Origin of the sequence: Subtercola lobariae (assembly GCF_014640255.1) — a bacterium.
Classification (GTDB): Bacteria; Actinomycetota; Actinomycetes; order Actinomycetales; family Microbacteriaceae; genus Subtercola; species Subtercola lobariae.
Map to the genome: position 1 here is coordinate 158,314 of NZ_BMGP01000001.1, position 22,652 is coordinate 180,965.

Consider the following 22,652-nt stretch of genomic DNA (forward strand, 5'->3'; position numbering starts at 1 on the left):
GGTGGCGCGGGTGAGGGGTGGGTCAGAGCGTGCGGAGCCAGACCGTGGTGTCGGGGCCGACGACGGCCTCGTCGACCGCCCCGCTGGCGAGCAGCAGCTCGCCGAGCACCTCGACGGGAATCTCCACCGGCATTGCGCCGGTGTTCGCGATGACGGTTACGTCGCGATTCGTGAACGCGATGACGTCGGGGCCGAAGCCGAGATCGTCGAGCCAGGTGATCGCGCCGAACCCGAGATCGTGTTCGGCGCGAAGGGCGAGGGCGAGCTTGTAGAGCTCGAGCGTGGAGCCGGTGACGCCGCTCTCCTGGTCGCGGGCGTACTGGTTCCAGTCATCGGGCTGCGGCAACCACGAGGCGTCGCCGGGGCCGAAGCCGTAACTCGGGGCGTCGGCCTGCCAGGGGATGGGCACGCGGCATCCGTCTCGCCCGTAGCGTTCACCGTGCGTGCGAAACCAGGTGGGGTCTTGGCGCGCCTCGTCAGGCAGGTAGATCGATTCGGGCAGGCCGAGCTCTTCGCCCTGGTAGATGTAGGCGCTGCCGGGCAGCGAGAGCATCACGGCGGTTGCTGCACGCGCTCGGCGCAGCCCGTCGACGGGGTCGGGTAGGCCGGTCGACTTCGGCCCGACGCCGTCACCCTGCAGGTGGCCGGGGCCGAGCGAGAGGCGCGTGGCGTGCCGCACCACGTCGTGGTTCGAGAGCACCCAGGTGCTCGGGGCGCCGACGCTCGCGAACGCCTCGATCGATCCGTCGATCACTAGTCGCAGTTCGCGGGCCGACCAGTTCGCCTCGAGGTAGGTGAAGTTGAAGGCCTGCTGCATCTCGTCGTCGCGCACCCAGTGCGCGAGTTTGTGCAGCGGCTCGACCCACGCCTCTGCGCACAGCACGCGTTCGCCGGCGTATTCGCTCAGCACGTGGTTCCAGTCACGGTAGATCTCATGAACGCCCTCTTGCGCCCAGTAAGGCGGGGTGGGAGCATCCACTTTCTCTGACAGGGCGTCTGCAATGCTCGCGCCGCCGCCCATGCTGCCCGCCTCTGCGGGGGGTGTGTAGTCGGGCAGGCCGTCAGCCTTGACGAGGCCGTGGGCGACGTCGACGCGAAAACCGTCGGCGCCGCGGTCGAGCCAGAAGCGCAGAATGCCCCGAAACTGCTCGCGCACCCACTGGTTCTGCCAGTTCAGATCGGGCTGGCTCTGGTCGAAGAGGTGCAGGTACCACTGGCCGGGGGTGCCGTCGTCGTTGGTCAGCCGCGTCCAGGCGGCGCCGCCGAACACCGACTCCCAATTGTTCGGGGGAGTGTCGCCGTTCGGGCCGAGGCCGTTTCGAAAGATGTAGCGATCGCGCTCAAGGCTGCCGGGAGCCGCGGCCTTGGCCTCCCTGAACCACTGATGATCCCACGACGTATGGTTCGGCACGAGATCGACGATGACCCGAATGCCCAGGGCGTGACTTTTAGCCAGCAGAAAGTCGAAATCGGCCAACGTGCCGAACCGCGGGTCGACGTCGCAGTAGTCGGCAACGTCATACCCAGCGTCGTGCTGGGGCGACGTGAAGAACGGCGACAGCCAAATCGCGTCGACTCCCAGCTCTTTCAAAGCAGGCAGGCGGCCGGTGATTCCGGCCAGGTCGCCGAGGCCGTCGCCGTCTGAATCGGCGAACGAGCGCGGGTAGATCTGGTAAATGACCGCAGAACGCCACCATTCGCTGCCCGTGGTCACCAGCGTTTCGGCGTCGAGGCCGACAAAGGTGAGCGTTTCGGTCGGGTCGCCGACCTCGGGATTCTGCGCGGTGGTCATGCTAAAACCCTACTGGGCGTCTCTTCGTCTTTTCGGGCCACCACGGGATGCTATTCTCTTACGGTGCCAAAACACCGCCAGTCGGCGGTAAGTATGTGCGCCCCCTTAGCTCATTGGTAGAGCACTTCCTTGGTAAGGAAGAGGTAGTGGGTCCGATTCCCACAGGGGGCTCTGTGCTAGCTCCATCGGCCTTCGGCCTCGGGCGCAGCGCACCGCCCTTCTGCTCGTGAGAGTATGGGGGGTATGGCGGGGTAGCTCAGTTGGTTAGAGCACACGGCTCATAATCGTGGGGTCGCGGGTTCAAGTCCCGCTCCCGCTACGAAGCCCTCGAGATCTCGCCGTCTCGGGGGCTTCTTTTATGTGCCGACCGTGCCTGCCGCCTCTGCCGCCGCCCGCTTCCCGCGCGCCGCTGATTGACGAAGTGAGTCCACTACTCCGCAATGAGGCCGGTACACCTGCCGCTTTTCGTCGTAGCAGCCTCACCAGGCCGATGGATGCCCGGCCCGCGGCACCTAGCGCATCGTGTTACAGAGGTCGGCGGGATGCCCGGGTCAGGCTTTTGGCGGGTGCGCCACCGTGAGCAGCACGTGGGCGGGGTGAGTGCCGGGGAGCATCCATCTGTGCCGGAGTGACGACGGGTGCATCATGAGGTCGCGGGGGCCGAGGCGCCAGGTGCCGGCCGACTCGACCTCTACGTCGAGTTCGCCACTGATCACGTAGACGGCGAGGTCTCCGGCCGTTTGAAACCATTCGGAGATGTATTTGCCCGGTTCGATGACGTAGTCGATCACCTCGAGGGCACTGTTGCTGCCCATCGACAGTACCCGGCCTTGAACGGCGTCGGGGCGGTTCGCCACCGAGAGCATTCTGCCCTCGTCGGCGCGCACGACGGTCACGAGTTCACCTGCGGGGGCCGGAAGGAGGGCGCCCGGCAGTACGTCGAGCGCGTCGGCCAGGCGGTAGGTGGTGACGATGGAGGGCGAGCTGAGGCCACGTTCGAGCTGGCTGAGAAAGGCTTGGCTGATGCCGGCTTGGGCCGCGAGCTGCCGCGTTGTCAGGCCACGACGCTCGCGGAGCGCTTTGAGTTGCGCGCCGAGACGCTGAACGAGGGCCGAGTCGGCTGAATCAGAAGGGTCAGATGTCATCGGATCGTAACAAACTGTGAATGCTGGGGTAACACGAAAGAGCGATTCTGAGTAGTGACAGCAATCACGATGTCAGTTGATGCTGAGAACCCCATGTGTTCAGGGTAGCTGGCTCAGCACGACACAACGAAAGGCCGTACCCGCAGTGACCAAGCAGATCTTTCTCGGTGCGTTCGAGGAATTCACCCCGAACTTCATCAGCAACGGGTGGAGCCACCCGAAGGGCGACACCGAGGGATTCGCCACTCTGCCGTATTGGCAGAACATGGCACGAGAACTCGAGGCGGGCGGCTTCGACTTTCTGTTCTTGGCCGAAGCGCTCGGGTACCCCATGCGACCCGACGGATCGGTGCCCGAAGTGGTCATCAAGGAGGCCGTGCAGATTCCCGTGCACGACCCGCTCATGCTCGTCAGCGGGCTGGCGGCAACCGTCGACAGGCTCGGTTTCGTCGTGACGGCGTCGACGACGGCGCAGCAGCCCTACCTCAATGCGCGCGCGTTCACGACCCTCGACCACATCACTAACGGCAGAATCGCGTGGAACATCGTGACGAGCGACAACCAGATCGCCTTGTCGAAGATGCTCGGTCAGTCCAGCGTCACCCCGCACGCCGAACGGTACAAGCGGGCGACCGAATTCATCGAACTCTCGCTGAAGCTGTGGGAGGGCGCCTGGGAAGACGACGCCGTCGTCTTCGACAAGTCCACGCGCACGTTCGCCGACCCGAGCAAGGTGCACCGCATCACCCACCACGGTGACTATTTCGATCTCGATGGGTATTTCACGGCCATCCCGTCGCCCCAGCGCACGCCGTTGTTGCTGCAGGCCGGCACTTCGCCCGCGGGGCGCACGTTCGCCGGCCGGTTCGGTGAGTGCATCTTCATTCAAGACCGTGACCCCGAGGTGGCCGCGAGCGTCGTCGCCGACCTGCGTGCCCGAGCTGTGGAGAACGGGCGCAGCGCATCAGACATCAAGGTCATCGACGCGGTATCGATCATCGTCGCCGACACCGAAGAAGAGGCTCTACGATTGCGAGCCGAATTGGATGCCACGCCGAGCTGGGAGGCGGCTGCGGCCCTGTTCATGGGCTGGAGCGGCGTCGATCTGATGTCATTTCCGCTCGACGCGACCCTCGCCGACGTCACGACCGAAATCGGCAAGAGCATGCTCGGCGTTTTTCAGAAGGGCGACGAGAGCCCCACCGTGGCGCAGATTCTCGCCGAGATCACCAGCTCCATCGGCGGAATGCGCGTGACGGGCACGCCCGAATCGGTGGCCGACCAGCTGCAGGCCATCGTCGAGCAGACCGACATCGATGGCTTTCTCATCGAATACACCTACGGCGGCATGCCCACCTATCGTGATTTCATCGACACAGTCATGCCGCTTCTTCGTGAGCGCGGCCTGGTTCCCGAGACGCCGCGGGGTGGCACGATGCGCGAGCGGATTCTCGGCAACGGTAGTAGCCGGCTCCCTGAGACGCACCCCGGGGCCCACTACCGCGCCACTCACGGGGCGGAGTAGGGCCGCCCTCACCCGGGCCGTGCCCGCACCGGTCGCCCGCGTTTTCGCGCAGCCCTCGGCCGAGCCATGGCCGCACAGCCCCCGGCCGAGCAGTGACCGCGCAGCCCCCGGCCGAGCCATGGCCGCGCAGCACCCGGCTGAGCAGTGACCGCGCAGCCCCGGCACCCGTGACAGGGTAGGGGAGTGGATAGCGCGATTCAGTGGTGGTTTCTGCTGGGAGCAGGGGTCGTCGCGGGCGTGATCGGCACGGCCGGCGGAATCACGTCGCTGGTGGCGTACCCGGCGCTGCTCGCCGTAGGCATTCCGCCGCTCGCCGCGAACGTCACGAACTCGGTGGCGCTGCTCGGCAGCGGGTTCGGATCAGCCCTGCGCGCCCGGTTAGATCTCACCGGGCACTCGTCGACCCTGCGCACCTGGCTGCCGCCGACGGCACTGTTCTCTCTTGCCGGAGCGGTGCTTCTCGTGGTGACCCCGAGTGCGGTGTTCGACAACGTGGTGCCTTTTCTGGTGGCAACGGGCTCGGTGATCTTGCTCGTGCAGCCCGCCATTTCGCGGTGGCAGGCGCGAGTGGGTTCGAGGGCGAACAAGACGGTGGTTCGGGCATCCGGAGCAGGCGTGGCTGTGTACAACGGCTACTTCGGCGCGGGTTCAGGCATTCTGCTGATCGCCTTGCTGCTGTTCACCACCGAACCCGTGCTGCACCGGGCGAACGCGCTGAAGAATGTGATTCTGGTGGCGTCTGACATTCTGCCGGCCGTGCTGTTCGCGGTGGTCGGCTCGGTGGTGTGGCCCGCAGTGTGGCCGCTCGGCATCGGAGCGCTCGCCGGCGGTTTGATCGGCCCCTCGGTTGCGCGGCGGGTGCCGGCCGCTGTATTGCGACCGGCAATCGCCGCGTGCGGGCTAGCGCTCGCCGTGTGGCTCTTTCTGAATCACTGAATCACCGACTCGCTGAATCACCGACTCGCGAAGCATTGCGGGCACAGCAGCGTTACGGGCAGAGCACCGTTACGGGCACAGCGGCGTTACGGGCAGAGCGTTCCGATGGCGCTGAACGAGGTCTGCACCGCCTGCGAGTCGGTGACGATAGTGTCTGTGCCCACGGTCGGGTCGGCCTGAAACGCCTGAATGTCGGCGATCATCGTCTCGAGATCTTCGTTCGCCTGGGTGGCGGCCTCGAGCACGTCGGGGTTCGTCAATTCACCCTCGGCCGTGGTGAAGTCGTCTGACAGGTTCTGCAGAGCATTGACGGCGGCGGCGGGGTCGCTCTCGAGCTCAGAGAAATTGTTGCTCAGCGCCGTGGCCGAATCGGAGACCTCGCTGTTCAGCAGCGTGCAGGCCTGGTCGGTGGTCTGAATGGAGCCGTCGTTCGATCCGTCGTCGGGCGAACTCGAGGAGGTGGGGTTCAGCAGCGAGTTGTTGAGGTTGTTGAGATTGTTGTGTGCCGCCCCGATGGCGGCGAACACGAAAATCAGCACGATGACCGTGATGATGCCGGCCAGAATGCTGAGGTAGCCGAGAATCAGGCCGGCGATGGCAAACCCGCGACCCTTGGTGCCGGTCTTCTTGATCTGGCTGAGGGCGATGTGCCCGGTGATGACGGCCCCGATGCCCAAGAAGAATCCGGTGAAGTACGAAACGACGCCGAGAATGAGTGAGACGATGGCCAGCACGTTGGTCTTGTCGGCCGCGGGCGGCGCGTAATAAGGGTTCGGTGCGCCGTACGGGTCGGGTGTGCCGTAAGGGTCGCCCGGGGGCACTCCGCCGCCCGGAGGAACAGGCGGACCGGGAGGAACAGGAGGGCCTGGAGGCGGGGTCTCGATGGTCATTTGTCAGCTCCTTGGCGTGAGGGCTCAGCGGTTTGTGCTGAAAGCTACCCTCATGTTTGCACGAGCAGGCGATTGCGGTCGCCCTCTTGCGCTGGGAGTTGCAGACGAACTAGGGCAGAACGAGCCCTCAGTGCAGGCCGGTCACGAAGGCGTTGTGCAGTTCGTCGGTGCGCACACCCAGGTCGGGCAGGTCGAGAATGTTGGTCATGAGCACCAGGCAGGCGTCGTGTTCGGGGTAGATCGAGAGCTGGCACCCCGACCATCCACCGTGCCCGTAGAAGGTGTGCTCGAGCAGCGCCGATGACTTCTGGAGGTTGAACGCGAGGCCCCAGTCTTGTTCGAGCGGGTCGTTCGGGCGCGAGTTCAGGCGCGGCAGGCCGGCGGTTCGGTTGACCCGCATGGCGTCGAGGGTGGCCGGATGCACGACCGCGCTCGAGCGTTCGGTGCTCGTTCGCAGCAGTGCACTGCCAAGCGCCAGCAGGTCTGAGGCGGTGGCGTAGGCGCCGGCTGCCGGATGCACGACCCGCGCCATCTGGTCGAAGTCGAGCCCCGCGGCCTCTGTGCCGTGCACCCGGTGAGCGTCGCGGCCAGCCCCGGTCGAGAGCTCGAGAGTGTTCACGCCGTCGAGGTCGTTGAACGCGGCGATGTGCTCTGCGAGCGAAACTCCGGTCGCCTGTTCGAGCAGCTTCTCGACGCCCACGAAGCCGAGGTTGCAGTACTGCGTCATTGTTCCAGGCGGAAAGATGACGCTCGCCTGCTCGAGCAGCGCCCGAGGGTCGGGCGCGTCGAGCGGCGACTCCGCGAGGCCGCTCGTGTGGCTGAGCAGCTGTTCGAGGGTGACCTGGCCCGCCGCGGTCGCCGCGAGCGAAGGTACGGCTTGAGCGAGCTGCGCGTTCAGGCTGAGCTGGCCACGTTCGACGGCACGCATCGCCGCGAGGCCCACCAGGGGTTTCGTGACCGAGAAGAGCGCGAACGTGTCGTCGACCGCAGCCCGGCGACCCTCGTCGGTGCCGAATGCGGCGATCTCTTGAATGCCGGTGGAGGTGGCGGCCCCGAACACGGCGACGGGCAGCGGGCCCGTCTCTACCGAGCGTTTCACCCAGTCGAGGGCATAGTCGTACGAGTTCGCGCGCGCTGTCATGCCCCCATTCTGGCCGAGACCGCGGGGGCGAAACGGCGAATCGCAGTCACAGAACGCCTCATCTCGGCCACGTTCTGCTGCGCGATGGTCGTCAACTGTGTGGGCTGACCCTTCCCAAACCCGGTCGGCGCCGAATACGTGATGCTCGCTGCGCCGATTCATTGACGTTTTCTCTGCGCAGCGACCCGCCGCGCTCGTTGCGGGAGCAGAATGAAGAACACGTCAGCAGTGCAGGAGGTGCGGGTATGTCGGCGGAGACACCTGACGACCCGCCGCGCTCGCCGCAGGCTTCGCCCGAGCTGCGGAGGGCAGACGCAGAAGGCGCCGATGCACCTGTCACCGCTGCAGTGGCGGAGGCCCAGGCCGCGCCCGAGGCGGCCCGAAAGCCGCCCGCTGCGCCCGTGAGCGCGGCCAACGCTGCCCGATTTCTAAAAATAATCGTCGAAGACGACCGGGCGGCCACGGCGCTCGCCGACGCATACCGGGGGCGTCACACGGTGGCCGACGCGCTGTGGTGGCGGGCGCATCCACTCACCGACGCCCCGAGCGGTGCCATCGACCCCGCGTCAGAGCGCGCCGATTTGCAGGTTCGGGCGTACTCACGCTCGGGCGTCGACTCGCCAGACGTGAGCATTGTCGACCCGGCGACGAACGAGAGCGTGCTGATGCCGGCACGCGCTGCGCCTCTCTTTGTGCTCGAACGCCAGCTCGAGGCCGATGCTGAGGCGCTCGACGCCGCGGTTCAGGATGCCCGAGCAGAACTTGCCCGCGCCGAGACGCGCGCGGCAGAACGCAGCGCGGCACTCGCCCGTGCCGCTGCCCTCGCCGATGACGAATCGCTCGATGACGAATTCGACGACGGGGCCGCGGCGAATGCCGAGGGTGCGCTCGGCGGCACGCGCGCGAACGGCCGCAGCGCTACGACCTGGCGCAGGCGCTCACAGGTGTGGATGTGGACGGCCGTGGCCTGTGGGGTGCTGTTGCTCGGTGGAGTGGCGCTCGTGGTGGTCGAGCAGGTGGCGCCAGAAGCCACGCCCGGGTTCGCGCTTCTGCCGGGGGCAGCTGGTACGGGCATCCCGAGCCCGTCGGCCACCGAGACCGCAGGAGGAACGAGCCTCGGACTGACCATTTTCGAAGACCCGACGTTGGCGCCGTCGATTCCGCCGGCGAACATCGACCCGTACTACAAGCCGGATTCGTTGCGATTGCTCGGTGTGGCCGACACCGATCTCACGGTCTATGCGGTGGAGAACCGCATCGACCAACCGTGCCTGCTCGCCGTGTACACCGACGGCACGCAGAGTGCCACCTGCGTCACTAAAGAGGAGTTCGCGTCGATGGGCATCGAGTTGCGCATCACAAGTCTGCGAGTGAATGGCGTGAGCAGCAGCTACCCGTACCGGTCGGCGGCGCAAGACGTGGTGTTCTGGAACCCCGACGGGTCGTACGGCGTCAGTTCTTCACCGCAGAAGTCGCCCACCTCCGGGCCGGCCGGCTGAACGCGGCACCTCTCGTCTGCGGCACGTTCGGCCCGCGTGTTCGCGAGCGGCGTCGAGCAGCACAGCGCCCCGCGCGGCTGCCTCGTAGACTTGACCGGTGCCAATCAACCCAGAATTGCAGGGGCGGGTCTACCCCACGACCCCGAGCTATCTCGTCGGGCGGGAGAAGATTCGTGAGTTCTCGCGGGCCGTCTTCTCGACCAATGCGCTGAACTTCGATGTGGCGGCCGCGCAACAGGCGGGCTATGCCGACGTGGTGGCGCCGCCGACCTTCGCCATCGTGCTGCAAGAGCTCACCCTGGCGCAGCTGCTGGCCGACGAAGACGCGGGCATCGAGTTGTCGCACGTGGTGCACGGCGACCAGCGATTCACGCAGACGAGGCCGATCGTCGCCGGCGATGAGCTCACGGCCACCATGACCATCGCCAGCGTGAAGACGCTCGGCGGCAATGCCATGATCACCTCAGAGTCGCGCATCGAAGACGCTTCGGGTCAGCACGTTGTGACGTCGACGTCGACGCTGGTTGTGCGAGGTGACTCGTGAGCGGCGGGGGCGGAACAGGAACAGCAGCGAGCGCGGGTGAGGGTGTGCGGAGCGCGCCTCGCAGCGAGAACCGCTTCGCCGAACTCAGCGTGGGCGATGTGGTGGCCGAGCGGGAGTTCAGCCTCACGAGAGATTCACTGGTGAGGTACGCGGGGGCATCCGGTGACTTCAATACCATTCACTACCGCGACGACATCGCGAAGTCGGTCGGGCTCGACGGAGTGCTCGCGCACGGCATGCTCACCATGGGCCTCGCCGTTCAGCCCGTTCTCGACTGGCTGGGCGACCCGGCCCTGATCGACGACTACCAGGTGCGATTCACCCGGCCGGTCTACGTCGACGCCGAAACGGGCGCGACCGTCAGTGTGGTGGCGAAGGTCGGTCAGGTCGACGCAGAGCTGGGTACGGCACGCATCGACCTCGTGGTGACCTTCAACGACCAGACGGTGCTCGGCAAAGCCCAGGTGCGCGTTCGCGCGGCGAAATGACCGACGCCGCAGCGACTCTGTTGGCGCCCTACACGACCCTTCGTGTCGGGGGCCCGGCCGAGCGACTGATCAGGGTGACGGATGCCCGTGAGCTCGTCAACACGTGCCTCTCGGTATGGGGCGACGGTGAGCCGTGGCTGGTGCTCGGCGGCGGGTCGAACGTGGTCGTCTCAGACGAGGGGTTCGCCGGCACCGTGATTCTGGTAGCGACCAGCGGCATCGAACGCCTCCAGCCCGGGCCAGCGGATGCGCCCGGCGCCGCGATTCTGCGCGTTCAAGCCGGCGAGCCCTGGGATCAGGTGGTGGCCTACGCCGTGAGTCAGGGCCTCAGCGGTATCGAGGCGCTGTCGGGTATTCCGGGCTCGACGGGGGCCGCGCCCGTTCAGAACATCGGCGCGTACGGGCAAGAACTCGCGACAGCCCTCGTTGGCGTCGAGTTTCTCGACTACGAGACGGGCGAGCTTCAGTGGCTGGCGGCGGGCGAGCTCGGCTTCGGGTATCGCACGTCGGTATTCAAGCGCGGGCGCAGGGGCGTGGTCGTGTCGCTCGATCTGCGGCTGAGCGAGAGCGACGACAGGCGCGAAGCGCTGGCCCTCGGGCGGCCCATCGAATACGACCAGCTGGCGAAGGCCCTCGGGGTCGAGCTCGGCGCGCGCGTCGCCGTGGGGGCGGTTCGTGAGGCCGTGCTCAGGCTACGAGCCAGCAAGGGCATGGTTCTCGACCCCGCCGACCCCGACTCGGTGAGCGCGGGGTCGTTCTTCACGAACCCCGTCGTCAGCGAATCGTTCGCCCGTGCGCTGCCATCGGATGCCCCGCGGTGGTTCACCGAGCCCGAAGAGCCCGACACGATCATCCCGCTCGCCGGTTCTGGCGCCTACGCAGAGCTACCTGCCGCGCGAGCCGCGGCCGGGGGTGGCTACACGGTGAAGTTGAGTGCGGCGTGGTTGATCGAGCAGGCCGGAATTCGGCGCGGGTTCGCGCTACCGGGGTCGCAGGCTGCCATCTCGAGCAAACACACTCTGGCCATTGTGAACCGCGGCGGCGCGACGGCTGAGCAGATCGCCGAACTCGCGCGATTGATTCAATGGCGCGTTCAGGCCGAGTTCGGCGTGAACCTCTCGCCCGAGCCGGTGTTCGTGGGCTTCGGCACTGCAGACGACGACTGAGTGCGCGTCTGATCAGGGGTTTCTGCTGGTGTCAGAGGTCATGAGTACGGTGACGACGTTGTGGGGTGTGGACGTTGAGTCTCTTCGCGGCGGGTATCTGGGTGGGTACCCGCACGTTCCGTCTGCAAAACGCCTGATGGTTGGGCTGCGCGGCGGGCGGCGCAGCAACACACGGCTAGCCGTGCCTCCGCGCCGACCCCTCGTGCGGCGGGTTCAGATCGTGGGGCGGGCTCAGATCGTGGGGCGGGCTCAGAGCAGGCCGAGCTCCATGGCGCGGGTGACAGCTCGGGTGCGGTCGGTCACGGCGAGCTTCTCGAAGGTGTGCTGCAGGTGCGTTTTCACGGTGGCGTCGCCGATGAAGAGAGCCTTGGCTATTTCGGGGTTGCTGCTGCCCGCGGCCACCAGCCGCAGAACGTCGAGTTCGCGTGCGCTGAGCTTGGGGGCCGGGGTGCGCTCGCCGCGCATCCGCTCGACGAGTTTCGTGGCGATCGAGGGCGCCAAGACGGTCTGCCCCGCCGCGACCGCCCGCACACCGGCGAGTATCTCGCCTTGAGGTGCGGCCTTCACGAGGTACCCGCTTGCGCCGGCCTCAATGGCCGGCAGAATGTCGTCGTCGGTTTCGTAGGTGGTGAGCACCAGCACGCGAATGCTCGGCTGGCGGCCCACGATCTGAGCAGTGGCGTCGGCGCCACCGAGGCCGGGCATCCGCAGGTCGATCACTACCAGGTCTGGTGCGAGTTCGGCGGCTAGCCTGACGGCCTCAAGCCCGTCGGCCGCTTGCCCCACCACGTCGATGTCGGCTTCGCCGGCCAGCAGCGCCACAATCCCGCTGCGCACAATGGGATGATCGTCGGCCACCAACACCCGAATCACGACGCCACCTCTGTCGGGCTGCCGTCGCCGGGGCTGGCGGAGTCGCCCGGTTCGAACTCACCCGCGCTGGTGACGGCCGTGCCGCCGGCTTGCGTGCCGGTACCCGCCAGGCCCGGCACTCTCACCGCGAGCTGCACCCCTCCCGCCGTGCTGGTACCCGAGGCACCTGGCAACGTCACCGCGAGCTGCACCCCGCCGGCCGCCGATTGCCCCACCGTGAGGGTGCCGCCGAGCAGCGCCAGCCGCTGCTGCATTCCGGTCAGGCCGAAGCCGTTGTCGAGGGGTTCCGCGCCATCGATTCCCGAGCCGTTGTCGCCCACCGTCAGTACCACCGCACCATCCGAGGCTGTCGACAGCCGCATCGTCACCGTCGTCGCGCCCGAGTGCTTGCGCACGTTCGCGAGAGCCTCTTGAGCCGACCGCAAGAGCACCACCTCCACCTCGTTCGATTGAGTCACGTAGTCGGCCGCATCGAGCGTGATGGCCACCGACGTTTCGCGCGTGAAACGCGCGATAAGCCGGTCGAGCGCGGGCAGCAGACCCCCGGCGGGGTCGACCGGCGCGCTGGCGGCGACCAGCGCCCGGGTTTCAACGAGCGCATCACGGGCGATGTCTTCGATGAGGCCGAGGTTTTCCCGGGCGGTGGTCAGATCATCCGGCAGCAGCGTGCTGGTTCGCTGAGCGACCATGACAAGCCCGGTGAGGCTCTGCGCAATGGTGTCGTGTATTTCGCCGGCGAGCCGTTCGCGTTCGCTCAGAATGCCGCTGTCGCGGTTCAGGGCCGCGAGTTCGTCTTGAGCCGCCCGCAGCTCGTTCAGCAGCCTGGTGTTTTCGCGCCCTTTGTCGAGGGCGAAGCTGAACCAGAAGCCGAGCGCGAGGCTGAACAGCAACGAGATGCCTTCGATCACCGCAGATTGCACGACGTTCTGGAGGCCCGTGCCACCCCACACCACGAACCCCACCGTCACACCCACCGCGAGCAGCACGTTGAGCACCACCGCCCGGCTCAGCGGTTCGATCGAGAACCAGATGATGGGAAAGGTGATGGCCTGCAGAATGGCCATCGACGGGTTGAGCGCCACGCCCACGCTCGTGCACGCGATGGCCAGCAGCGGAAAGACGAGGGCGGAGGCGCGCGCTCTGCGGTCACCGGCCGCCGCCGCGAATTCGTCGGTAGCGGGGTCGTCGGCCGTGAAGCTGCGCCAGCCGAACAGTGCGTAGCCGCCGCCGAGCACGGCAAGGCAACTCCACGCACCGATGGTCGTGCCTGGCGAGTCGGCGAGGTCTGGCAGAACCACGAGAGCCAGGGCGAGAACGGTCGCCCCGACTGCTACGTGCCACCAGCTGAAGCGAGTCATTCAGCTATCTTTGCGGATCCAGCGGAACGTCACGCGGCAGATGACCAGCCCGGCGACCAGCCAAATCAGTAGCGCGATGGCCACGGCGCCCAGATTCCAGCTGCCGCCCGGCTCCACCGAGGCGAACGTCTCGGGCAGAAAGACCGAGCGCATTCCCTGTGCGATCCACTTCAGCGGAAAAATGCTGGCCACGGTCTGCAACCAGTTCGGCAGCAGCGAGAACTGCAGGTAGACGCCCGAGATGAACTGCAGAATCAGCACCGGCGGAATGATGACCGCCGTGGCGCTCTTACCGGTGCGCGGCAGGCGCGAGATGGCGATGCCGAGAATCGCCGAGGTGGCGATTCCGAGCAGATAGACCCAGGCGAAGGTCATCCACTTGGCCGGGTCGGTCGGAAGCGAGACGCCGAACGCCACCACGGCGACGAGCAGCAGCAGAGCGATCTGCAGAATCGAGGTGGCGAAGACCTGCCCCATCTTGCCGAAGAAGTACGAGAGTACCGGCAGCGGTGTGCCGCCGAGGCGCTTCAACGTGCCGTCGCTGCGTTCGGCGGCGATGTCGACGCCGAGATTCTGTACGCCAGAGAGCAGGATGCCCGCGGCGATCATTCCCGGCAGGTACGCCGCTGCCTGGCTGATGCCCCCGGTGCCGTCGGGGTTCGCCCCCACGTTGCCCATGCCCTGAAAGGCCACCGAGAAGATGGTCAGCATGATGACGGGGAACAGAAAGGTGAAGAACAGCGTGTCGGTCTGCCGAAAGTAGATCTTCGTCTCGTAGCCGATGCGGCTGAGGCCGAGCCGAACAGTGCGGCCCATGCCGAAGGCGGCGGCGCTCGCTGAGAGCGCGGGTGAGGTGTGGGTTGCGGTGCTCATGCTCGTTCGTTCTCCTTCGTGGTGGTGAAAGACGTGGTGGTGGGCGAGGCGCCCGCGGCAGGGTTCGTGCCCGCGATGACCGCGCCGTCGGTCGCCGTGGTGTTCGCGGCCACTCGGGCCTCGGCTTCGGCGTTCTCGGCCGTGACGAGTTCGAGGTAGATGTCTTCGAGGCTCGGGCGCACCACCTCGAGTTCGACCGGTTCGCCGAGACGTGCGACGAGGCCGGCGACCACTGCGCCCGGATCGGTGGCGCGTTGCTCGCGCACGATGCCGCTCTCGCGCCACCGCACAAGCGGAACGCGCGCCTCGGCTGACCCGAGAGACCCGACGGGCCCGATATCGACGAGCTTGCCCCCGGCCACGACAGCCGCGCGGTCGCTCAGCTGGGCTGCTTCGTCGAGGTAGTGAGTGGTGAGCAGGATGGTCGTTCCCTCACGCTTGAGCGAGCGAATCAGCTCCCAGAACTGGCGTCTCGCCTCGGGGTCGAACCCCGTGGTCGGTTCGTCGAGAAAGAGCAACTCGGGGCGCCCGATGACGCCGAGCCCAACATCCACTCGTCGTTGCTGACCGCCGGAGAGGTTCTTGATGCGCGTGTTGGCTTTTTCTTCGAGGCCGATGGCGGCGATGACTTCGTTGACGTCGCGCGAGTTCGGGTACATGCCGGCGAACTGGGTGAGCTGCTCGCGCACGGTCACGTTGCCGCTCTCACCCGAGCTCTGCAGCACGATGCCGAGCTTGGCCTTCCACGGTAGGCCGCCGTGCTGAGGGTCGACGCCGAGCACGCGAACCTCGCCGCCGCTGCGGTCGCGGTAGCCCTCGAGAATCTCGATGGTGGTGCTCTTGCCGGCCCCATTGGGCCCCAGCAGCGCGAACGTCTCGCCGCGCTCGATGTCGAAGGTGATTCCCTTGAGGGCGGCGAAGGCGCCGTACGTCTTCGTGAGGTTCTGAACGCTCACGGCGATGTCGTTTGAGGTCATGTCACCATGCTGGCGTGCCTCGACCGTTTGCAACAGCCTCCGCCTGGCCGACGCGGGCATCCCCCCATTGGGGGATCGCGCTTGAGGCACAAAAGCGCTGAGATAGTTGAGCGCTCCTTAAATGTCGGAGTTTGATGAGGGGGAGGTTCTCATGGTCGAGAATTCACAGGCACAGCGTCGCGCGGTCGACGATGAGCGTTACTGCGTGAGCTCCGACGAAGTTCAGCGACGAATCAACTACGCAGACGCGGCGCTCGCTCTCGTGAACGCCGCACCAGGCGACCTGAGGCACCGCGTGCTCGTTCGTCGAGTGGCGAGCGAAACGATGACTGCTGATCAGGCGGTCGCCATTACGGCGGCGCGCGCGGGTCTCGTCTCCACGACTGCACCGTTCGCCATCGACGAGTTCGAAGACTATCTGATTCCGAAAACGTTGACTCTGCGCAACAAGCTCATCGACTCAGCCCACCCGAATGGAATTGACGACAGTGAGCTATTTCGCCGCCTGGAGCTCGAGATTTCGAGAATCAGGTTGGTCGAATTGGCCATTCGGCCCGTCGAGGGTGTGCTCGATTACGATCACATGAAAGAAATTCACCGTCGAATCTTCTGCGACATTTTCGAGTGGGCTGGTAAAGAGCGCGTCGGGCCCGATGGGGCGATGATCAGATTCGCGCCCGACGCGGTGAATTTCGCGCCAGGAGATTCGCGCGCTCCAATGATCAAGTACTGCTACTTCTCTGGCCCAGAGATCGCCGACGCCGCCTCAGTGATCTATCAGCAACTGGCTGCTCTTGCCCGCAGAACTGACCTGCCGAGAAAAGAGGTTCTCGACCATATGGCTGAACTGGCGGGCGAGGTGCAGACGATTCACGCGTTTCGAGACGGCAATTCGCGCGCCGTCTACGTTTTTGCCATGCAGTTTTTTGAAAAAGTCGGTTTCGCCGCGCTGCCCGCTCACTTTCTACCGGGCGGCACTCTGCGCGAGCGCATGATTCACGCCAGGTTTCAAAATCACGCCACAGGCGGTCATGAGGAGTATTTCCACACGTTCGACTCCCTCCTCACGTCGCTAAGCGCGTAGCGCTAGCCGAAGAGGCGCGCGAGACGCGCTACGCCCTCTGCGAGAGCGTCGTCGCCGAGGGCGTACGACATGCGCACGAAACCGCTCGGCCCGAATGCCTCGCCCGGAACCACGGCAACGTCGGCCTGCTCGAGAATGAGGTCGGCGAGTTCGAGCGATGTCGTCGGTGTTACGCCGCCCCACGAGCGCCCGAGCAGCCCGCTCACGTCAGGGTAGACGTAGAACGCTCCCTCTGGGGTGGGCGTCAGGATGCCCGAAATCTGGTTCAGCGAAGCCACGATGCTCTTGCGGCGGCGGTCGAACGCCTGGCGCATCTCTTCCACGGCGGTCTGCGGCCCCGTGAGGGCGGCGAGCGCAGCTCGTTGTGAAACGTTGGCCACGTTCGACGAGAGGTGCGATTGCAGGTTTGCGGCGCCCTTGATGGCATCGGAAGGGCCGACCATCCAGCCGACCCGCCAGCCTGTCATGGCGTAGGTCTTCGCCACACCGTTCACGAGAATGGTGCGGTCGGCGAGCGTCGGCACAGCCTCGACGATAGAGATGGCCCGAACCCCGTCGTAGGTGAGGTTCTGGTAGATCTCGTCGGTGACGACCCAGAGCCCGTTCGAGTCGGCCCACTCGCCGATGGCGCGGGTCTGTTCGGGCGAGTACACCGCGCCGGTGGGGTTCGACGGTGAGACGAACAGCAACACCTTGGTGCGCGGCGTGCGTGCGGCCTCGAGCTGCTCCACGGTGACGAGGTAGCCCTGGTCGCTGCCCGCGAACACCTCGACCGGCACACCGTCGGCGAGGGCGATGGCCTCGGGGTAGGTCGTCCAGAACGGAGTCGGCACCAGAACTTCGTCACCCGGGTCGAGCAGCGTCTGAAACGCCTGGTAGACGGCCTGCTTGCCGCCGTTTGTGACGATGACCTGCGCGGCTGAAACCTCGAGCCCGCTGTCGCGGAGCGTCTTCTCCGCAATCGCCTCGCGCAGCTCGGGCAGCCCGGCCGCCGGGGTGTAGCGGTGGTTCTTCGGGTCGCGCGCCGCCTCTACGGCGGCCTCGACGATGAAGTCGGGCGTCGCGAAGTCGGGTTCACCCGCGGCATAGCTGATGATCGGCCGGCCGGCCGCCTTCAGTGCCTTTGCCTTGGCATCGACCTTGAGGGTCGCCGATTCGGAGATGGCAGAGATACGGCGCGAGATTCTGGAGCTTTCAGTCACCCGTCAAGCTTAGAGGGCGCGCCCACGGGCATTCTGTAGCGAGCCCGAAGCGTTACTGAATCTTCGAGTTCTCGTCGAGGCGGTGCCAGGTGCGGTTGTGGTACACCAACGGATGCGCGAGGTTGGCGTCTGCCGAAGCGTCGCCCGGTGCCGGGGCCTTCGTTTCGAGGGCCTGCACGGCGACAACGGTCGAGCCGCCGGCCTCCATCTTGTTCACGATGCGCCCGCGAATCCAGGCGTGAGCCGCCGGAAAGTACGGCTCGCCGGTGGGCAGGCGGGTCCAGATGCTGGTGTCGGCGAAGCGGTCGATACCGCTCGTAGCGCCGAGCTTGGCGATGTCGATCTGGTCGGCGCCGAGCAAGTGCACCACCACGGTGTCTGCCCTGCGAATCGTGGGCGAGCTCGACGACAACTCAGAGATGGAGAACACCAGCAGCGGCGGAACAGCGCTCACCGAGAACACCGAGGTGGCAGTCAACGCGACCGGCCCATCGCCCGCGTCGGCGGTGATGACAGCGACACCGGCGGGGTGATTGCGAAACGCCGCCTTGAACTCATCGGGCGTCACCGTCTCTGAACTGGGGTGCTGCACCAGCTGGTGTTCGGTGGTCACGGCGTGCTCATCGTCGTCACGGTTCGCGCGGTTGAACGGGTTCGAAGGCTGCGGGTCGCTCACGGTTGCTCCTGGAATAGAACGGTGCTCGTTTCGAAAGCCACGACGGTGTTGGCGCAGCTCGCTCTTACTGACAATAGAGTTACTTCGCTTTTACTAGCGATTCACTCTGTAATAGTAAGCAATACCTTTCCGATGTGAGCTGAAGATTCCACTAGATGGTGCGCTTTGGTCGCATCGGCCAGCGGCACGCGTGTGTCGATAATGGGCCGCACCGCGCCGTTGGCTACCAGCGGCCAGACGTTCTCGCCCACGCTCGCCACAATCGCCGCCTTTGCCGCCGCCGATCGCGCCCGCAGGCTCGTGCCGTGAATGGTGCCACGCTTCATCATCAGCACGCCGAAATTGAGGCTGCCCGGCTCTCCGCTGAGGTTGCCGATGTTCAGAATGTGGCCATCGGTGGTCAGCGCCCGAATGTTGCGGTCGAGGTATGAACCGCCGATCGAGTCGAGAATGACGTGCGCTCCCGGCCCCTCCGCCTTCAGGCGCGCCACGAAGTCGTCGGTCTTGTAGTTGATGAGAATGTCGGCGCCGAGTGCGGCGCACGCCGCCAATTTGGCTTCCGACCCTGCAGTGACCGCGACTGTTGCGCCGAATGCTTTGCCGAGTTGGATGCCCATGGTGCCGATTCCGCTCGACCCCCCATGCACGAGCAACGTCTCGCCGCGCCGCAAATCGGCGAGCAGAAACACGTTCGACCACACCGTACAGGCCACCTCGAGCAGCCCCGCTGCGTCGATCAGGTCGACGTTCTGCGGAACCTTGAGCACCTGCCCCGCGGGCACGCTGACCTTCTCGGCGTAGCCGCCGCCGCTCAGCAGCGCACAGACCCGGTCGCCCACGGCGAAGCCGGTGACCTCGCTGCCAACCTCGGAGATCACACCCGAAACCTCGAGCCCGGGCCACTCAGGGGCTCCGACGGGCGCCGGGTAATGCCCCTCGCGCTGGCTGATGTCGGCTCTGTTCACGCCAGCCGCGGCCACCTCGATGAGCACGTCTCCCGCGCCGACCGTGGGGTCGGGTACGTCAGCAATTCGAAGCACCTCGGGGCCGCCGAACGACGAAATCACTACAGCTTTCATGCGTTATAACGTACGCCCTGCCGAAGCCAGAGCCCGCTCAGCGTAGGCCAGGGCGTGCTTGGCGCAGCTCAGAGCCGCTGCTGTCTAGGCACGATCACCTGTTTCACGATGATCAGAATCGAGGCCGTCACCGGCACGGCCACGAGCGCCCCGAGAATGCCGAGCAGAGTGCCGCCCACCAGGGCTCCGATGACCACGAGGATGCCCGGAACATCCACTGCCTTGCTCATCACTCGTGGGCTGAAGACGTATGCCTCGACCTGCATGTAGATCAAGAAGTAGATCGCGATGGCGATGGCCGTGCCGGGCGAAGCAGTGAGTGCGACAGCGGTGACCAGAATGGCACTGATGACCGTGCCGACCAGCGGAATCAACGCCAGCATGAAGGCGACAACGGCGAGCACCCCGGCGAACGGCACCCCGATGATGCTCATGGCGATGAATCCGAGAATGCCGTTCGAGGCGGCCAGAATGACCTGACCGATGACGTATTTGCCGACGGAGTTGACGATCTGCTCGGTGATCGAGATGAAACCCTGGCGTCTGGATGCCGGTATCAGGCTGTACATGCCTGTCTTTGCGGCGTCGAGCGAGCCCAGAAAGAATAGCGACAGAATCACGATGGTGACGCCGCCGAAGACCCCGCCGATGACGTCGCTGCCCACCTTCAGAATGCCGCCGCCCAGGGTGGCGAGGTTCGTGGGGTTGCTGAGAAAGCTGCCGAGCGACGATGACAGAGACGACATGTTGATGGCTCCGCCAAGCGAATTGTTCAGCGAGATGAACCACGACTGCTGCGACACGTTCGTAATGGCCTGCGGCAGGCCGTTCACCAGCGCGGTGCCTTCTTTGAACACCACGGGCACGATGAGAAAGAGAATGCCGATGATGAGCAGAATGAAGAGCACGAACACAATGGCGATGGCGAGCATCCGCTTCAGCCCGCGGCTTTCGAGCAGCCGCACAATGGGGTCGAGGCCGAGCGCAATGAACAAGGCGGCGGCGAGATAGACCAGAATCGTGGCGATCGACGACAGCGCCAGGCCGAGCAGAACGGCGAGCAAGCCGCCGAGGGTGGCGATGAAGCCGATTCTGAACGCATTCGTTTTCATCGCCGGGCTCTCTTTGCGGTCGTCTTCGATGTGACTTACACTAGGTGAAGGTAGTTGAAATCTGCCATGCTTTTCTATGCCCATTTGTCGCAGCCCGGCTCGTCATCGAGTGTAGTGAAGCAGTGCGATTTCTCATCCTAGGGTGGTGGCTCAATTGGTAGAGCAGCGGTCTCCAAAACCGCAGGTTGCAGGTTCGAGTCCTGTCCGCCCTGCACATCGAAAAGGGCGCTTGCTCTTCTTCGATCGCTTGTGAAAGGTACTAACGGTGGCACGAAAGATAGTCGACGAACCCAGTGAGGCTGTCGTCGAACGCGCCAAGACCGATCGGGATGCCCGGCGCAACCCGTTCTCTCGCATCGTGCTTTTCGTTCAGCAGGTCTTCACAGAACTGAAAAAAGTCGTCACGCCGACGCGAAAAGAGCTGATCAGCTACACGCTGGTCGTGCTGGTCTTCGTGGTCATCATGATGGCGCTCGTTGGTGGCCTCGACTGGTTGTTCAGCTGGGCGGCCGTCATCGTGTTCGGTGATCCGGGAACCACTCCACTAGGTTCCTGACCAGTTCCAATTGACCGCCCGTCCTCGCCGGGCGGTCCGGAACGCAAGTTCCGCACGTACAGCCAAAACTAAGAAATGGAACGTATTTAGTGTCTAAGTCAAACCGCGACGATCTCGACCTCGGGGCTGCTGAAGAGCAGTCGAGTGAGGTCGAAGAGGCGCAAGAGGGCGACAACATCGAGATCGAGTCACCGAGCGATCTTGATGCACTTCTGCGTGCCATCGACGGCGGTACGAACGACGAGCACTTCATCGATGAGAACTCCGACGGCATCGAGACCGAGGTCGACGACTTAGAGGCCGACAATGAGGTGAACGAAGCCCTCGAATCGGGTGACGCACTCGACACCGAGGCCGCCCTCGAAGCGATCGAAGACGAAGAAGAGATCGACGGCGTCGAAACAGACGCCGAAGACGACGACTTCGTTTCTGACGCGGTCGTCTCGGCCGACGACGCCGGCGAACTCGAGCTGGAGGCCGAACTGGCCGAGGCCGCAGAGGTCGACCCCTACGAGGCGTTCCGCACCGAGCTGCGTTTCATGCCGGGCAAGTGGTACGTCATTCACTCGTACGCCGGATTCGAGAAGCGCGTCAAGCAGAACATCGAGAGCCGCAAGAGCTCCATGGGCATGGAAGATTACGTCTACCAGGTCGAGGTACCGATGGAAGACGTGGTCGAGATCAAGAACGGTCAGCGCAAGCTGGTCACTCGCGTTCGCATTCCCGGTTACGTGCTCGTTCGTATGGATCTGAACGAAGACAGCTGGTCGGTCGTTCGCCACACCCCCGGTGTGACCGGCTTCGTCGGCAACTCGCACAACCCCACACCGCTTCGCTTCGAAGAGGCCTTCAATATGTTGAAGAGCCTGGTCGAGATCGTCGAGGTTCCGGTGGCGAAGTCGGCGGGTGGCAAGGGCGGCAAGGCCGTTTCGCGTTCCATTCCGGCCGAGATCGACTTCGAGATCGGTGAGACGATCACCATCAAAGAGGGTTCGTTCGCAGGTCTTCCCGGCACGATCAGCGAGATCAAGCCCGAGAGCGGCAAGCTCACGGTTCTCGTTTCGCTCTTCGAGCGCGAGACTCCGGTCGAGCTCAGCTTCGACCAGGTCACCAAGCTCTGAGTTTATGGTCGCGCCGCCGCTGCTGCGGCGCGACGTCGTCCGATGAATGACACGATGCGATCGCGTCATTCATCGGCTAAAGTATGTAGGTTGCCTACGGGCGATCGACACCACCACTGCAGGGAATTGCCCGGCCGTGGGAGCGCCGCACGACGCGGCACGAAAGAGAAGAGAAAAAATGGCACCGAAGAAGAAGGTCACAGGTCTGATTAAGCTTCAGATCAAGGCCGGCGCCGCCAACCCCGCACCGCCCATCGGGCCTGCGCTGGGTCAGCACGGCGTGAACATCATGGAGTTCTGCAAGGCGTACAACGCTGCGACTGAAGACCAGCGCGGCAACGTCATTCCGGTTGAGATCACCGTGTACGAAGACCGTTCGTTCACGTTCATCCTGAAGACCCCGCCCGCCGCCGAGCTCATCAAGAAGGCCGCCGGCGTTGCCAAGGGTTCAGGTACTCCGCACACCGTCAAGGTTGCGAAGCTCACCAAAGACCAGGTTCGCGAGATCGCCCAGATCAAACTGGCCGACCTCAACGCCAACGATCTCGACGCTGCGTCGCTGATCATCGCAGGTACTGCCCGTTCCATGGGCATCACGGTCGAGGCGTAGGAGGC

At 65.1% G+C, this 22,652-nt stretch carries 22 protein-coding genes and 3 tRNA genes; 13 read left to right on the forward strand and 12 right to left on the reverse strand.

Annotated features, from left to right (window positions below; genetic code table 11):
• Positions 1 to 22: 22 nt before the first annotated feature.
• On the reverse strand, positions 23 to 1,792 hold the full coding sequence (locus tag IEX24_RS00835) for a glycoside hydrolase family 13 protein (RefSeq protein WP_188672213.1): 1,770 nt from the start codon (positions 1,790 to 1,792) through the stop codon (positions 23 to 25).
• A 99-nt stretch (positions 1,793 to 1,891) separates the two neighbouring features.
• Between IEX24_RS00835 and IEX24_RS00840 the strand changes: the two genes are divergently transcribed.
• Positions 1,892 to 1,963: transfer RNA gene (locus tag IEX24_RS00840), tRNA-Thr, on the forward strand.
• Between the two features lie 74 nt (positions 1,964 to 2,037).
• Positions 2,038 to 2,111 (forward strand) — tRNA-Met (locus IEX24_RS00845).
• Positions 2,112 to 2,343: 232 nt separating this feature from the next.
• Here the strand turns inward: IEX24_RS00845 and IEX24_RS00850 are convergent.
• Positions 2,344 to 2,937, reverse strand: a complete 594-nt coding sequence (locus IEX24_RS00850) for an XRE family transcriptional regulator (protein WP_188672216.1) — start codon at positions 2,935 to 2,937, stop codon at positions 2,344 to 2,346.
• Between the two features lie 145 nt (positions 2,938 to 3,082).
• Here IEX24_RS00850 and IEX24_RS00855 point away from each other — a divergent pair, with 145 nt between their 5' ends.
• Together IEX24_RS00855 and IEX24_RS00860 are read left to right on the forward strand one after the other, a co-directional pair.
• On the forward strand, positions 3,083 to 4,462 hold the full coding sequence (locus IEX24_RS00855; protein ID WP_188672230.1) for an NtaA/DmoA family FMN-dependent monooxygenase: 1,380 nt from the start codon (positions 3,083 to 3,085) through the stop codon (positions 4,460 to 4,462).
• Positions 4,463 to 4,645: 183 nt separating this feature from the next.
• Complete coding sequence (locus IEX24_RS00860; protein WP_188672233.1) at positions 4,646 to 5,398, forward strand: sulfite exporter TauE/SafE family protein; 753 nt, start codon at positions 4,646 to 4,648, stop codon at positions 5,396 to 5,398.
• An 86-nt stretch (positions 5,399 to 5,484) separates the two neighbouring features.
• Here IEX24_RS00860 and IEX24_RS00865 read toward each other — a convergent pair whose 3' ends face one another.
• Both IEX24_RS00865 and IEX24_RS00870 read right to left on the reverse strand, forming a co-directional pair.
• Positions 5,485 to 6,288 carry a DUF4190 domain-containing protein gene (locus tag IEX24_RS00865; RefSeq protein ID WP_188672237.1) on the reverse strand — a complete coding sequence of 268 codons (804 nt, stop codon included), beginning with the start codon at positions 6,286 to 6,288 and terminating at the stop codon, positions 5,485 to 5,487.
• 127 nt (positions 6,289 to 6,415) lie between these two features.
• A complete protein-coding gene (locus IEX24_RS00870; protein ID WP_188672240.1) occupies positions 6,416 to 7,429 on the reverse strand; it encodes a serine hydrolase domain-containing protein in 1,014 nt (337 codons plus the stop codon).
• Between the two features lie 245 nt (positions 7,430 to 7,674).
• Between IEX24_RS00870 and IEX24_RS00875 the strand changes: the two genes are divergently transcribed.
• The 4 genes from IEX24_RS00875 to IEX24_RS00890 all read left to right on the forward strand — a co-directional run bounded on the left by IEX24_RS00875 (position 7,675) and on the right by IEX24_RS00890 (position 11,126).
• A complete protein-coding gene (locus IEX24_RS00875) occupies positions 7,675 to 8,928 on the forward strand; it encodes a hypothetical protein (RefSeq protein WP_188672243.1) in 1,254 nt (417 codons plus the stop codon).
• A gap of 97 nt (positions 8,929 to 9,025) precedes the next feature.
• Positions 9,026 to 9,472 carry an FAS1-like dehydratase domain-containing protein gene (locus tag IEX24_RS00880; protein ID WP_188672246.1) on the forward strand — a complete coding sequence of 149 codons (447 nt, stop codon included), beginning with the start codon at positions 9,026 to 9,028 and terminating at the stop codon, positions 9,470 to 9,472.
• A gap of 44 nt (positions 9,473 to 9,516) precedes the next feature.
• A complete protein-coding gene (locus tag IEX24_RS00885; RefSeq protein ID WP_188674146.1) occupies positions 9,517 to 9,960 on the forward strand; it encodes a MaoC family dehydratase in 444 nt (147 codons plus the stop codon).
• A complete protein-coding gene (locus IEX24_RS00890) occupies positions 9,957 to 11,126 on the forward strand; it encodes a UDP-N-acetylmuramate dehydrogenase (protein ID WP_188672248.1) in 1,170 nt (389 codons plus the stop codon). Before IEX24_RS00885 ends, IEX24_RS00890 begins: the two co-directional genes overlap by 4 nt.
• A 249-nt stretch (positions 11,127 to 11,375) precedes the next feature.
• On the opposite strand, the gene IEX24_RS00895 is transcribed toward IEX24_RS00890, so the two are convergent.
• The 4 genes from IEX24_RS00895 to IEX24_RS00910 are packed head-to-tail and all read right to left on the reverse strand — an operon-like array spanning position 11,376 to position 15,207.
• Positions 11,376 to 11,999 (reverse strand): response regulator, encoded by a 624-nt coding sequence (locus IEX24_RS00895; RefSeq protein WP_188672251.1) that lies wholly within the window; start codon positions 11,997 to 11,999, stop codon positions 11,376 to 11,378.
• Positions 11,996 to 13,357 (reverse strand): sensor histidine kinase, encoded by a 1,362-nt coding sequence (locus IEX24_RS00900; protein WP_188672255.1) that lies wholly within the window; start codon positions 13,355 to 13,357, stop codon positions 11,996 to 11,998. The genes IEX24_RS00895 and IEX24_RS00900 overlap by 4 nt, the downstream gene beginning before the upstream one ends.
• Positions 13,358 to 14,230 carry an ABC transporter permease gene (locus tag IEX24_RS00905; protein ID WP_188672258.1) on the reverse strand — a complete coding sequence of 291 codons (873 nt, stop codon included), beginning with the start codon at positions 14,228 to 14,230 and terminating at the stop codon, positions 13,358 to 13,360.
• Positions 14,227 to 15,207 (reverse strand): ABC transporter ATP-binding protein, encoded by a 981-nt coding sequence (locus tag IEX24_RS00910; protein ID WP_188672261.1) that lies wholly within the window; start codon positions 15,205 to 15,207, stop codon positions 14,227 to 14,229. The genes IEX24_RS00905 and IEX24_RS00910 overlap by 4 nt, the downstream gene beginning before the upstream one ends.
• Before the next feature lie 151 nt (positions 15,208 to 15,358).
• Between IEX24_RS00910 and IEX24_RS00915 the strand changes: the two genes are divergently transcribed.
• Complete coding sequence (locus IEX24_RS00915) at positions 15,359 to 16,291, forward strand: Fic/DOC family protein (protein ID WP_188672265.1); 933 nt, start codon at positions 15,359 to 15,361, stop codon at positions 16,289 to 16,291.
• 2 nt (positions 16,292 to 16,293) lie between these two features.
• On the opposite strand, the gene IEX24_RS00920 is transcribed toward IEX24_RS00915, so the two are convergent.
• The 4 genes from IEX24_RS00920 to IEX24_RS00935 form a co-directional block, all read right to left on the reverse strand.
• Positions 16,294 to 17,493 carry a pyridoxal phosphate-dependent aminotransferase gene (locus tag IEX24_RS00920; RefSeq protein WP_188672269.1) on the reverse strand — a complete coding sequence of 400 codons (1,200 nt, stop codon included), beginning with the start codon at positions 17,491 to 17,493 and terminating at the stop codon, positions 16,294 to 16,296.
• Between the two features lie 52 nt (positions 17,494 to 17,545).
• Positions 17,546 to 18,106, reverse strand: a complete 561-nt coding sequence (locus IEX24_RS00925) for a flavin reductase family protein (protein ID WP_203585975.1) — start codon at positions 18,104 to 18,106, stop codon at positions 17,546 to 17,548.
• A gap of 164 nt (positions 18,107 to 18,270) precedes the next feature.
• On the reverse strand, positions 18,271 to 19,248 hold the full coding sequence (locus IEX24_RS00930; RefSeq protein ID WP_188672272.1) for an NAD(P)H-quinone oxidoreductase: 978 nt from the start codon (positions 19,246 to 19,248) through the stop codon (positions 18,271 to 18,273).
• A gap of 68 nt (positions 19,249 to 19,316) precedes the next feature.
• Entirely contained in the window at positions 19,317 to 20,360 is a 1,044-nt protein-coding gene (locus tag IEX24_RS00935; protein WP_188672275.1) for an AI-2E family transporter, read from the reverse strand.
• 139 nt (positions 20,361 to 20,499) lie between these two features.
• Here IEX24_RS00935 and IEX24_RS00940 point away from each other — a divergent pair.
• From IEX24_RS00940 to rplK, 4 genes are all read left to right on the forward strand, one after another.
• Positions 20,500 to 20,572 (forward strand) — tRNA-Trp (locus IEX24_RS00940).
• Between the two features lie 53 nt (positions 20,573 to 20,625).
• The gene (secE, locus tag IEX24_RS00945; RefSeq protein WP_188672278.1) at positions 20,626 to 20,916 is read left to right on the forward strand and encodes a preprotein translocase subunit SecE; all 291 of its coding nucleotides are present in this window, start codon (positions 20,626 to 20,628) and stop codon (positions 20,914 to 20,916) included.
• An 89-nt stretch (positions 20,917 to 21,005) separates the two neighbouring features.
• A complete protein-coding gene (gene nusG / locus IEX24_RS00950; protein ID WP_188672281.1) occupies positions 21,006 to 22,037 on the forward strand; it encodes a transcription termination/antitermination protein NusG in 1,032 nt (343 codons plus the stop codon).
• Positions 22,038 to 22,215: 178 nt separating this feature from the next.
• Positions 22,216 to 22,647, forward strand: a complete 432-nt coding sequence (rplK, locus tag IEX24_RS00955; RefSeq protein ID WP_188672284.1) for a 50S ribosomal protein L11 — start codon at positions 22,216 to 22,218, stop codon at positions 22,645 to 22,647.
• The last annotated feature ends 5 nt before the right edge of the window (positions 22,648 to 22,652 follow it).